13 protein-coding genes are annotated in these 10,988 nt (G+C 67.7%); 4 read left to right on the forward strand and 9 right to left on the reverse strand.

All coding sequences use genetic code 11. The annotated features are described in order from the left end of the window. Positions 1 to 28: 28 nt before the first annotated feature. From AACZ75_RS10705 to lipA, 5 genes are read right to left on the reverse strand one after another with little or no spacing between them, the layout of a single operon-like run. Positions 29 to 544 (reverse strand): GNAT family protein, encoded by a 516-nt coding sequence (locus AACZ75_RS10705; RefSeq protein WP_339872837.1) that lies wholly within the window; start codon positions 542 to 544, stop codon positions 29 to 31. Between the two features lie 31 nt (positions 545 to 575). After that, positions 576 to 1,097 (reverse strand): GNAT family N-acetyltransferase, encoded by a 522-nt coding sequence (locus AACZ75_RS10710; protein ID WP_339872838.1) that lies wholly within the window; start codon positions 1,095 to 1,097, stop codon positions 576 to 578. A gap of 4 nt (positions 1,098 to 1,101) precedes the next feature. After that, on the reverse strand, positions 1,102 to 2,214 hold the full coding sequence (locus AACZ75_RS10715) for an NAD(P)/FAD-dependent oxidoreductase (protein WP_339872839.1): 1,113 nt from the start codon (positions 2,212 to 2,214) through the stop codon (positions 1,102 to 1,104). Further along, the gene (locus tag AACZ75_RS10720) at positions 2,211 to 2,666 is read right to left on the reverse strand and encodes a type II toxin-antitoxin system RatA family toxin (protein WP_339872840.1); all 456 of its coding nucleotides are present in this window, start codon (positions 2,664 to 2,666) and stop codon (positions 2,211 to 2,213) included. Before AACZ75_RS10720 ends, AACZ75_RS10715 begins: the two co-directional genes overlap by 4 nt. A gap of 7 nt (positions 2,667 to 2,673) precedes the next feature. Further along, entirely contained in the window at positions 2,674 to 3,636 is a 963-nt protein-coding gene (gene lipA, locus AACZ75_RS10725; protein ID WP_339872841.1) for a lipoyl synthase, read from the reverse strand. Positions 3,637 to 3,824: 188 nt separating this feature from the next. Between lipA and AACZ75_RS10730 the strand changes: the two genes are divergently transcribed. Both AACZ75_RS10730 and AACZ75_RS10735 read left to right on the forward strand, forming a co-directional pair. Then, entirely contained in the window at positions 3,825 to 5,381 is a 1,557-nt protein-coding gene (locus AACZ75_RS10730; RefSeq protein ID WP_339872842.1) for an AMP-binding protein, read from the forward strand. 84 nt (positions 5,382 to 5,465) lie between these two features. Then, positions 5,466 to 5,885, forward strand: coding sequence for a DoxX family protein (locus AACZ75_RS10735; RefSeq protein ID WP_339872843.1), 420 nt, complete (start codon positions 5,466 to 5,468; stop codon positions 5,883 to 5,885). Here the strand turns inward: AACZ75_RS10735 and ygiD are convergent, their stop codons facing one another. The 4 genes from ygiD to AACZ75_RS10755 all read right to left on the reverse strand — a co-directional run bounded on the left by ygiD (position 5,886) and on the right by AACZ75_RS10755 (position 8,681). Continuing rightward, positions 5,886 to 6,641, reverse strand: a complete 756-nt coding sequence (gene ygiD / locus AACZ75_RS10740) for a 4,5-DOPA dioxygenase extradiol (RefSeq protein WP_339872844.1) — start codon at positions 6,639 to 6,641, stop codon at positions 5,886 to 5,888. Continuing rightward, positions 6,641 to 7,243 carry an NAD(P)H:quinone oxidoreductase gene (gene wrbA / locus AACZ75_RS10745; protein WP_339872845.1) on the reverse strand — a complete coding sequence of 201 codons (603 nt, stop codon included), beginning with the start codon at positions 7,241 to 7,243 and terminating at the stop codon, positions 6,641 to 6,643. Before wrbA ends, ygiD begins: the two co-directional genes overlap by 1 nt. An 89-nt stretch (positions 7,244 to 7,332) precedes the next feature. Next, positions 7,333 to 7,800, reverse strand: a complete 468-nt coding sequence (locus AACZ75_RS10750; protein WP_339872846.1) for a hypothetical protein — start codon at positions 7,798 to 7,800, stop codon at positions 7,333 to 7,335. Beyond that, on the reverse strand, positions 7,797 to 8,681 hold the full coding sequence (locus tag AACZ75_RS10755) for a D-alanyl-D-alanine carboxypeptidase family protein (RefSeq protein ID WP_339872857.1): 885 nt from the start codon (positions 8,679 to 8,681) through the stop codon (positions 7,797 to 7,799). Before AACZ75_RS10755 ends, AACZ75_RS10750 begins: the two co-directional genes overlap by 4 nt. Positions 8,682 to 8,841: 160 nt before the next feature. Here AACZ75_RS10755 and AACZ75_RS10760 point away from each other — a divergent pair, with 160 nt between their 5' ends. Together AACZ75_RS10760 and mazG are read left to right on the forward strand one after the other, a co-directional pair. Next, positions 8,842 to 10,212, forward strand: coding sequence for an MFS transporter (locus tag AACZ75_RS10760; RefSeq protein WP_339872847.1), 1,371 nt, complete (start codon positions 8,842 to 8,844; stop codon positions 10,210 to 10,212). Next, positions 10,209 to 10,988, forward strand: a 780-nt coding sequence (gene mazG / locus AACZ75_RS10765) for a nucleoside triphosphate pyrophosphohydrolase (RefSeq protein ID WP_339872848.1), incomplete at its 3' end; no start/stop codon positions are given. The genes AACZ75_RS10760 and mazG, both read left to right, overlap by 4 nt.

Raw genomic sequence — 10,988 nt, forward strand, 5'->3', positions numbered from 1 at the left:
GGGCTTATGCATGAACACGCCCGGGAGTTCAAGCCTTGCGACGCGACTCCCAAACACGGCGCTGCAGGCCATAGTATACGCTGTCCACCCAGGCGCCTCCGACCTGCATCGTCCGCTCTGCCTGACCGGTTTTCGCGAAACCGAGGCGTTCGAGCAGCCGAATCGATGCGGCGTTGCCGGGGTCGACATCGGCCGTCAGCCTGTCGAACGCCCGGACGGCGAAAATGTGATCGATTGCCGCCGTCAGTGCCTCGGTCGCGAGGCCCCGGCCCCAATGGTCGGGGTGCAGGATATAGCCGATGTCCGGCGGGCTCCAGAATCCGGCCTTGCCGATGACCCGCCCCTCGAATTCGATGACGAAGTCGGGATGGCCGGGTCCGTTGGCGATCATGCTGTCGAGCCAGGCCCGGGTCTGACCCGGCGTCTCGTGCGGCGGCGTCGACCACCAGCGCATGGCGTCGGGACGGGTCATGATGGCGTGGAAGGCCGCCAGATCATCCGCATGCGCCGTCCTCAGCTTCAGCCGGGGGGTGGTGATTTCCATGGTCCGCGCATGCGCCCGGCCCGCCAAGGGGTCAAGCCAGGGTCTTCGTCAGCACCGCAAAGGCGAGATCGTCCCGGCGCGGCAGACCGAAACGCGGGTCGGTGGCCGGAAACGGGCGGGTTTCGCCGGTACGCACATAGCCGAGCCGTTCGTACCAGGCGATCAGTTCGCTCCGCTGGATGATGACGGTCATCTCCATGCGCCCGGCCCCGAACCGGTCGCGCGCCGCAGTCTCGGCCGCCATGACCAACCGCCGCCCGAGTCCCGCAGCCTGGCGGGCGGGATCGACCGAAAGCATGCCCAGATAGGCCAGGCCGTCGCCGCGGTCGCTGATCTGGACGCAGCCGATCAGGATGCCGTCCTCTCGTGCCAGCAGGATCAGCTGGGTCGAATCGGCCAGGGCTGCTTCCAGCGCGGGCCGGTCGATACGTTGGCCGTCCAGCAGGTCGGCTTCGTGGGTCCAGCCGCGCCGGGCGCTGTCGCCCCGATAGGCTCCGTGCACCAGCGTAAGCAGGGCCGGGAGGTCGTCAACCGTTGCTTCGGAGAAGATCACGGCCTCAATCATCCAGCAGCCGTGCCGCCACGGCCTCGCCGATGGCCAGGGAACTGGTCAGGCCCGGGCTCTCGATACCGAACAGGGCCATCAGGCCGTCCAGCCCGTGTACCTCGGATCCATACAGCTGGAAATCGGGCTGGGTCTCCCCGGCCCCGTGCAATTTGGGGCGGATTCCGGCGTAGTCCGGGCTCAGCGCCCCGTCCGGCAGGCCCGGCCAGAAGCGGCGGATATAGCCGGCGAAGACCTCGGCCTTGGCCGGATCGACCGAATAGTCCTCGGTCTCGACGAATTGGAGGTCGGGGCCGAAGACCGCCTGACCGCCCAGGTCCTGGCGATAGTGGGTGCCGAGCGCCCCGGCGATCGGTGGCGGATAGATCAGCCGCTCGAACGGAGCCTTGCCGGTCAGGCGGAAATAGACGCCCTTGCCGAAATGGCCGACCGGAATGTGCTCGGCCGGATAGCCGTCGATGCGCGCGGCCACGGACTGGGCCTGCAGGCCCGCTGCCGTGACCAGCAGGCGGGTGGTCAGGGTCGCCCCGCCCTCCCCGCCGGCGGTAATGGTGAAGCCGCCGCCCGGTAGGGGTTCGGCCCGTTCGAACGGGGTCGCGACCACGACCGAACCGCCCGCATCCTCGATCTCGCCCTCCAGTGCCGACATGTAGCCATGGCTGTCGAACACGCCGCTCTCCGGTGACAGGATGGCGGCATGGGCGTTCAGGCCCGGCTCGAGCGCCCGGGCCTCGGCTCCGGTCAGGTGGGCGAGACCCTCGACGCCATTGATCGTCGCCTGCCGGAAGATGGCCTCGATGCGCGCGACCTCCGCCTCTTCCGTCGCCACGACCAGTTTGCCGCATTTGCGGTAGTCGACCTTGCGGCTCTCGAGAAAATCATAGAGGGCGCGCCGGCCCTCGACGCAGAACCGGGCCTTCAGTGACCCGGTCGGATAGTAGAGACCACCGTGGATGACCTCGGAATTGCGCGAGGACACACCCTGGCCGATGTGCGGGGCCTGTTCGAGCACAAGCACGATCAGGCCACGCTTCGCCAGGGCCCGGCCGCAGGCCAGGCCGACGGCCCCGGCCCCGACCACCGTGGCATCGAAATCGAAGCTCATGGTTTCGCTCCAAAGCGCCGTCTCGCCTCGGCCTCGAAACTGCCGATCAGGGCGGAGACCGCCCGGTCGAAATTGGCCTGCAGCATGGCGTTCAGGATCGGGGATTTGAAGGCGAAATCGATCGTGAATTCCAGCCGTGTGCCCGCCGGATCAGGATGGAAGACCCAGCGGTTTTTCAGGTGGCGAAACGGACCGCGGATCAGGCCGACCTCGACAGACGGCACCGCCCGGTTATGCCGTACCCAGGTCGAGAAGCGCTCGGTCAGAAACGAGAAGCCGACCTCGGCCTCGGCGTCCAGAACAGTGACGTCCGGGGCTTCCTCGCGTCGGTTCCAGACCCGCATGGCCGTGACCCAGCGCACGAAGTCCGGATAGGCCGGGACGTCGGCGACCAGCCCGGCCAGCTGATCGGGCGCATAGGGCAGGATGCGGGTGACGTGGTGGACGGCCAAGTCCGGATCAGTGTCCGGTCTGGGCCAGTCGGGCGGCACGCAGTCGGGCGAAATCGTCGCCGGCGTGGTGCGAACTGCGGGTCAGCGGGCTGGACGACACCATCAGGAATCCCTTGGCCCGGGCGATGGCCTCATAGGCCTTGAACTCGTCCGGGGTCACAAACCGGTCGATGGCCGCATGTTTGCGAGTCGGCTGCAGGTACTGGCCGATGGTGATGAAGTCGACGCCGGCCGATCGCATGTCGTCCATCACCTGCATGACCTCTTCCTTGGTCTCGCCCAGACCGACCATGATGCCGGACTTGGTGAACTGGTTCGGGTCGCGCTCCTTGACCATCTGCAGCAGGCGCAGCGAGTGGAAATAGCGGGCCCCCGGCCGGATCTTCAGATACAGCCGCGGCACGGTCTCGAGGTTGTGGTTGAACACATCCGGGGTGGCGTCGATCATCACCGCAGCCGCCCCGTCCTTGCGCAGGAAATCGGGCGTCAGGATCTCGATCGTGGTGGTCGGGGCCTGCAGCCGGATCTGGCGCACGACCTCGGCGAAATGGGCCGCGCCGCCGTCGGCCACGTCATCGCGGTCGACGCTGGTGATGACCACATGGTTCAGCCCCAGCTGGGCCACGGCCAGGCCGACCTTGCCCGGCTCTTCCGGATCGAGCGGTTGCGGCAGGCCGGTCTTGACGTTGCAGAAGGCGCAGGCCCGTGTGCAGGTGTCGCCCATGATCATCAGGGTGGCGTGCTTCTGGCTCCAGCACTCGCCGATGTTCGGGCAGGCCGCCTCCTCGCAGACGGTGACCAGCCCCTTGTCCTTCACGATGGATTTGGTGGCATTGTACTGGCCCGACCCCGGGGCCTTGACCCGCAGCCAGTCGGGCTTGCGCAGCACCGCGCTCTCCGGCCGATTCTGCTTCTCCGGATGACGAAGCTCGGCGGGGGTCTTGGTCAGGGTGTCGATGAGAGTGACCATCGAGGGCGTCGCAGGCTCCTGTGCGTGAAGCCGCTATGTCGTCTTTCCGGCCCCCGATGGCAAGGTGCCGGTCGTTTGGCCCTTGTCCGGTCACGCCGCGTAACACACCTTTTCAATCCCCTGCGTCGGTTCTAGGCTCGGGTTCGTGGAACACGAGAGGGCACCCTGTCCTCCGAAGGAGAGAATGCTTGCGGGCTGCCCTGACCTCCGAGGCGAGCGAAGAACCGGTCTTCGACGCCCTGATCGCGGCGCGAGAGCGGTTCGGCGACAAGGAAATCCTGGAAGACCAGGATCGCAATCCCCTCACCTATACGGGCCTGATCCGGGCCGCCTTCGTGCTGGGCCGCAAGATCGCCGCCCTGACCGAGCCGGGCGAGCGGGTCGGCATCCTGCTGCCGTCCAGCGCCGGCGTGGTCGTGACCTTCTTTGGCCTGCACGCCTATGGCCGGGTGCCGGTCATGCTCAATTTCACCTCGGGCGAGCGAAACCTGAAAGCCGCGATCAAGGCGTCGGGCGTTCGCCGAATCCTGTCGGCGCGGCGTTTCGTCACCCAGGCCAAGCTCGAGCCCCTGATCGATGACCTGGCGACCGTGGCCGAGATCGTCTGGCTGGATGACCTGCGCCAGACCGTCGGTCTGCAGGACAAGCTGTTCGGCCTGATGGCGGGATTTTTCCCGACCCATTTCCGGGTCGAGACCGCGCCGTCCGATCCCGGCGTGGTCCTGTTCACCTCCGGCAGCTTTGGCGCGCCCAAGGGCGTGGTCCTGAGCCAGTCCAACCTCGTGTCGAACGTGCGTCAGGTCGCCGGCCATATCGCGCTGGACCCCGACTGGGTCGTGTTCAATCCGCTGCCGACCTTCCACTGTTTCGGCCTGACCGGCGGCGTCCTGCTGCCCGTGCTGACGGGGATGAAGGCGTTCCAGTACCCATCGCCGCTGCATGCCAAACAGATCGTCGAGCTGCTGCCCCAGGTGAAGGCCTCGATCCTGTTCGCGACCGACACCTTCCTGAACCAGTACGCCCGCGTCGCCGGGCCGGACGATTTCGCGACGCTGCAGTTCGTGGTTGCCGGGGCCGAACGGGTGCGGGACGAGACCCATCACCTGTTCAACACCAAATTCGGCGGGGTCAAGCTGCTCGAGGGCTATGGGGCGACCGAGGCGGCACCGGTCGTGGCCGTCAACCACCCGGACCGCAACCGCCCGGGCAGCGTCGGCCAGATGCTGCCCGGACTGGAATGGCGCACCGAGCCTGTCGAAGGCATCACCGGCGGCGGCCGTCTGTTCGTCCGCGGTCCCAATGTGATGCGGGGCTATATGTCGCCCGACGATCCCCGGGTGATCGAGCCGTTGGCCGGCGGATGGCACGACACCGGCGATATCGTCGACATCGATGTCGACGGCTATGTCTGCATCCTCGGGCGGGTCAAACGGTTCGCCAAGATCGGTGGCGAGATGGTGTCTCTGGCGGCGGTCGAGGGCCTGGCGGCGGCGGTGTGGCCGGAATCGCGCCACGCGGTGGTCTCCATTCCCGACAGCCGCAAGGGCGAGAAATTGGTGCTGGTCACCGACCGGATGGACGCGGAGAGCGGGCGCCTCAGTGAATGGGCGCGGGAGCATGGAGCCCCGGATCTGGCGGTGCCCAAGAAGATCGTGCGCCTGGCCGAGGTGCCGGTGCTGGGTACGGGCAAGACCGACTATGTCGGTATCCAGAAGCTGGTCGAGGCCGAGGCCAGGGCCGCCTGATCCGCGGACGGTTGACTGCTACTGCTCAGGTTGCAGTATGGCAGCCAACCGGCCAACCGGCCGCGTTTTCAAGGACACGACGCCATGAGCCTGTTCTCCCGATTTGACGGTCACGCGCCCAAGGTGCTGTCCGGCCTGCGCATCGTCGCCGGCCTGATGTTCATGCAGCACGGGACCCAGAAGATCTTCAGCTTTCCGGCCGAGGCCATGGGGCCGTTCAACATCGCCAGCCAGATGGGCATCGGCGGGGTTCTGGAGCTGGTCGGCGGGGCCCTGATCGTGCTGGGCCTGTTCACCCGTCCGGTCGCCTTCATTCTGTCCGGCATGATGGCGGTGGCCTATTTCCAGATGCACTGGCAGTTCGGGGCGGCGTCGCCCTTCCCGCTGGTCAACCACGGCGAGCTGGCGGCCCTGTACTGCTGGGTGTTCCTGTATCTGGTCTTCGCCGGACCGGGCGCATGGGCCGTTGACAACTATCTGAATGGTCGCCGCAACCGCTTCTGATCAACCGATCCGCACCCCGGTCATCGAGATCGATCCGCCCTCGATGACGTCGTTGAAGAAGCTGACGTCGTCGCCCGGCCGGCGCTGGGCGGCGACGTAAAGCAGCGGGAGATAGTGTTCCTCGGTGGGCACGCTCAACTGCGCATCCTCCGCCAGCCTGACCCGGTCGATCAGGGCCGTAGGGTCGTCCTGGATCAGAGCCGACTTGACCGCCTCGTTGAAACGACTGGCCCACTCATAGGGCTCGCCCCCAGCGCGCTTCCAGGTGCGCAGATTGTGCACGAAGTCGCCGGAACCGGCGATGATCACGCCCTCATCACGCAGCGCTGCCAGCCGGCGACCGAGGTCGAAATGTCCCTGCGCATCAAGCCGCCGATCCAGCGACAACTGGACGACCGGCACGTCCGCCTCCGGCCAAACGTGGGTCAGTACCGACCATGTGCCATGATCGAGTCCCCACTGCGACGTCGGCGTCGCCCCGGTCAAGGTCGCGACCCTCGCTGCCAGCTCTGGCGAACCCGGAGCCGGATATTGCATCACGTGCAATTCATCAGGAAAGTCCCCGAAATCATGGATGGTTTCCGGGTTAGACTGAGCCGTCACGGCCGGTCCGTCGGTTTCCCAGTGGGCCGAGACCATGACCACGCCCTTTGGCTTGCCGATCGACGCGCCGAGGTCGCGCCAGGCGGCGGTATAGGGGCCACCCAGCGCGTTCATCGGGGAACCGTGGCCGAAGAAGACCGCGGGCGGTCGCATCAGCTGTGCAGCTTGGCGGCGGTTTGGGCGACGTAACGGCCCTGGAAGCGGGCCCCTTCCAGCTCATTGGCGCTGGGCATGCGTGAACCGTCGCCACCGGTGATGGTGCTCGCTCCGTAGGGCGTGCCGCCGGTGATCTCTTCCAGCGTCATCTGCCCGGCCCAGGCATAGGGCAGGCCCACCACCACCATGCCGTGGTGCAGAAGGGTCTGGATGAGGCCGATCAGGGTCGTCTCATTGCCACCGTGCTGGGTGGCGGTGGAGGTGAAGGCGCTGCCGACCTTGCCGACAAGACCGCCCTTGAACCAGAGGCCCCCGGTCTGGTCGAGGAAGCTGCGCATCTGCGAGGCGGCGGTCCCGAACCGGGTCCCGGCCCCGATGATGACGGCGTCATAGTTGCCCAGGTCATCGACGGTGGCGATGGGCGCGACCTGGTCCATCTTGTAGCCGGACTTGCGGGCCAGCTCGGCCGGCACCGTTTCGGGCACCCGCTTGATGTCGACCACAGCCCCCTCGATCTCGCGTGCGCCCTCGGCGACGGCCTCGGCCATGGCTTCGATGTGGCCATAGGTGGAATGATACAGAACAAGAATCTTCGGCATGCGGCCCTCCGTGATCAGGTGATGGCGTTATTTGCAACAACGTCAGTTGCTGATGTGGGAGGTACTGGACATGACGCAAGGGGCCGCGTTCAGATTTCCATGCGCCGGGCCAAGGGACAGACCCGGTCATAGAAGGCGCGGTCGGCGGGGACGCTGCCACCCCGCGACAGGCGGAAGCGATGCTCGATGATCATCGCCTGTTGCTCGATGTTCAGGGCGTCCCAGTCGCAGTCTGCACCCAGCGGGTAGACATAGGCCGCCGGGCGGTCACCGGCACGCAGCTTTCCGGTCAGCAGATTGACCCCCCTCGCCACCTGCCAGACATGCGCCAGTTCGTGGACCAGGGTGGCCTGGCGAAACAGTGGCCCGACGGCCAGGTCGTCCGGCAGGGTCCGGCGCGGCCAGACGATCCAGTCCCGGCCGAACCAGCGTCCGGCGACAAAGGCGCGGATGAAGGGCCAAGGCGCGGCCAGGATGCGGACCCGGGCCGGGTCGAGGGCGGTGCCGAACACCTCGAGCGCCAGATCGGCTTCCCCCCGTGTCAGGCCGCGGATCACGGGTGGACCACAGCGGCCGGAGGCCCGATCCACTCCCAGTGCCAGGGTTCATAGACATAGGGCACGAAGCCGAAGCGTCCGGCATTGCGCACCAGCCAGCGATAGGTGGCCCCGCGGGTCATGTGCAGGCGACTGGCCGGCAGGGTCGAGTCGACGCCCATGTCGAACAACTGGCCGACATAGAGGTCGACCGCCGTGCCGGTGCGATGCGGCGAGCAGACGGCCCGGCGGACGCCGTCGCAGTTGTTCTGGGCGGCACAGCGGGCGGCGTCGGCCTCGGGATCGCGGAAGCCGGAGAAGATCTGCAGCAGTTCGGGATCCCCGGCGACCTCGGGGACCTCGGCCCGGGCCGCGGCGACCATCTCCCGGTAGGCGGCCAGGGTGTCGCGGCGCAGCAGCCGGGTCAGGCGGTCGGCATGCTCCTCCTCGGTCACCAGATAGCCCAGCTGGTTCAGCGGCGGCGGCTCGGGACAGGCCCCGCCACCGGTATAGCGGGCCATGATGAAGGGGCGTCGCTCCTGCCACAGCCCCCTGAACACCTGGAAGGTGGCCGGGTCGAACAGGCCGGTGGCGGGCAGGTTGTAGCGGGCCTGGAAGCCCGCGAGCGCCACGGCGAAGGCGGGGGTCCCGGCCCCGCAGCCGGTCGCCAGCTCCTGCTGGATAAGCGGCAGATAGGTTTCCCAGCCCCATTCCGCCTGGCCGAACGGGGCCCATTCCAGTGAATAGTAGGAGACCGCATTGGCCGCAGCCGGGTCGTCCCAGGCGGTGGTCGCGTCGCAGCGGTTCGCGGAGTCGGCCCCGGTGACGCGGGCGTGGGCCGGGGTCACGGACGTCAGTCCGGCGACGGCCAGCAGGACGATCAGGGTCAGACGCAGCACCATCACGACAGCAAGCCCCAGCCGCGCGCCCGGGGCAAGTCGTCGGCGCGATTTCCGCGTCGGCGGTCCGGCGGTCCCGCGCACTTTCGCGGGGTCATGTGGCGGCGAAAAACTGGCATGGTGAGGCCACGGCCGACTCGGGCCGGTTCGTCCCTGGCCCCGCATGACCGACGCCGTCCCGTCCGCGCCCGCTACGCCGCGTCGTTCCAATGCGGTGCTGGCCGCCTTTTCCGGCCCCTGTCTGCCGCTGGCGGCCTTCGGGGTGGCCCTGCCGGTGACCCTGCCGGAGTTCTACGCCACCCACATCGGGCTGGAGCTGGGCGTGGTTGCGGGCGTGTTCATGGCCGTGCGGCTGATCGACATCATCTTCGACCCCCTCATCGGCTGGGGCATGGACCGGACCCGCACCCGGTTTGGCCGCTACCGGCCGTGGATGGTGCTGTCGACGCCGATCCTGATGCTGTCGGCCCTGATGATGTTCGTCGTGGTCCAGCCCGGAGCCGGGGCCGCCTATCTGTTCGGCTGGCTGCTGGTGCTCTATCTCGGCTTTTCGATCGGCACCCTGGGTCAGCTGGGCTGGGCCTCGGTGCTGGCCCCGCAATATGACCAGCGCAGCCGGGTCTATGGCTGGTGGCAGGTGTTCAACATCATCGGGGTGATCCTGATCCTGGTGCTGCCGACCATCGTGGTGAGGACCGGTATCGGCGACTATGCCGACGGCGTCCGCATCATGGGCTGGGCCATCATGATCGCCCTGCCCGTCACCATCGGCCTGGCCATGGTCGCGGTGCCCGAACCGGTCAATGCCGGGGCCGCGCCGCACGGCGGGCCGCGCGCCTATCTGGCGCTGTTCGGCAAGACCACGGTGCGCAAGCTGCTGTTCGCCGACCTGCTGCTGGGCATCGCGCCGGGCATTACCGGCTCGCTGCTGTTCTTCTTCTTCGGCCAGGTGAAGGGCTACGACCACACCGAGGCCTCGCTGTTCATGCTGATCTATTTCGTGGCCGGTCTGGTCGGGGCCCCGTTCTGGGCCTGGCTGGCCACCAAGATCGGCAAGGATCGGGCCCTGGCGGTGGCCAGCCTGGTCTTCGCGGTCTTCTACATTGGCGCGACCCTGGTGCCCGGCGGCAATTTCGCCCTGACGGCCGGGGCCATGTTCATCGCCGGCCTGCCCTATGCGGCGGGCCTGTTCCTGCTGCGGGCGATGATGGCCGATGCGGGCGACGAGATCCGGCTCGATACGGGCGTCGACCGCACCGGTCTGATGTTCTCGATCCTGTCGGCCACCACCAAGATCGGCCACGTCGTCGCCCTGATCCCCTATTTCGTCCTGCAGGCGGTCGGGTTCCGGGCCCTGCCCGGCCCGGGCGGCAACAGCGACGCCTCGCTGCTGACGCTGCAGGTGCTGTTCATCCTGGTGCCCGGCCTGCTGCTGGCGGCGACGGCCCTGGTGCTGAGGAATTATCCGCTGACCCCCGCCCGGCATGACGCGATCCGCAAGGCGCTGGAAGCCCGCGACGGAGCCGCCACATGACCCCGATCGACCGCCTCAACGCCATCATGCGCACCCTGCGCAATCCCGACGGCGGCTGTCCGTGGGATGTGGAACAGACCTTCGCCACCATCGCCCCCTGCACGGTCGAGGAGGCCTATGAGGTGGCCGACGCCATCGAGCGTGGCGACTGGGACGACCTGAAGTCCGAACTGGGCGACCTGCTGTTCCAGGTCGTGTTCCACGCCCGCATGGCCGAGGAACAGGGGCTGTTCGGGTTCGACGACGTGGTCGAGGCGATCGCCGAAAAGCTGACCCGCCGGCATCCGCATGTGTTCGGTGACGAGGCCGCCAAGTCTGACGGCGCGGCCCAGAAGGCGCGCTGGGAGGATATCAAGGCCGGCGAGCGCAAGGCCAGGGCCCAGCACGGGGTGCTCGACGATGTGCCCGTCGGCCTGCCGGCCCTGACCCGGGCGGTGAAGCTGACCAGACGCGCGGCCCGCGTCGGCTTCGACTGGCCCTCGACCGATCAGGTGTTCGACAAGCTGCATGAGGAGGTGGCCGAGCTGCGCGCCGAGATCGCCGCCGGCGACCTCGACAAGGCCCGGGCCGAGATGGGCGACCTGCTGTTCGTCGTCGCCAACCTGGCCCGCAAGCTGGGCGTCGAACCCGAGGACGCCCTGCGCGCCACCAACGCCAAATTCATCCGGCGGTTCGGCTTCATCGAGGCCGAGCTGGCCAGGGACGGGCGGTCGCCGGAACAGTCGGATCTGGCCGAGATGGACGGGCTGTGGACCGCGGCCAAGGGGGTTGAGCGG

It is taken from the genome of uncultured Brevundimonas sp., from assembly GCF_963975535.1.
GTDB lineage: Bacteria > Pseudomonadota > Alphaproteobacteria > Caulobacterales > Caulobacteraceae > Brevundimonas.

Bases quoted from the DNA above. Each gene is read 5' to 3' on its own strand.
- AACZ75_RS10705 (WP_339872837.1), bottom strand. From the start codon at position 544: ATGGAAATCACCACCCCCCGGCTGAAGCTGAGGACGGCGCATGCGGAT.
- AACZ75_RS10715 (WP_339872839.1), bottom strand. From the start codon at position 2,214: ATGAGCTTCGATTTCGATGCCACGGTGGTCGGGGCCGGGGCCGTCGGC.
- lipA (WP_339872841.1), bottom strand. From the start codon at position 3,636: ATGGTCACTCTCATCGACACCCTGACCAAGACCCCCGCCGAGCTTCGT.
- AACZ75_RS10735 (WP_339872843.1), top strand. From the start codon at position 5,466: ATGAGCCTGTTCTCCCGATTTGACGGTCACGCGCCCAAGGTGCTGTCC.
- ygiD (WP_339872844.1), bottom strand. From the start codon at position 6,641: ATGCGACCGCCCGCGGTCTTCTTCGGCCACGGTTCCCCGATGAACGCG.
- wrbA (WP_339872845.1), bottom strand. From the start codon at position 7,243: ATGCCGAAGATTCTTGTTCTGTATCATTCCACCTATGGCCACATCGAA.
- AACZ75_RS10755 (WP_339872857.1), bottom strand. From the start codon at position 8,681: ATGGTGCTGCGTCTGACCCTGATCGTCCTGCTGGCCGTCGCCGGACTG.
- AACZ75_RS10760 (WP_339872847.1), top strand. From the start codon at position 8,842: ATGACCGACGCCGTCCCGTCCGCGCCCGCTACGCCGCGTCGTTCCAAT.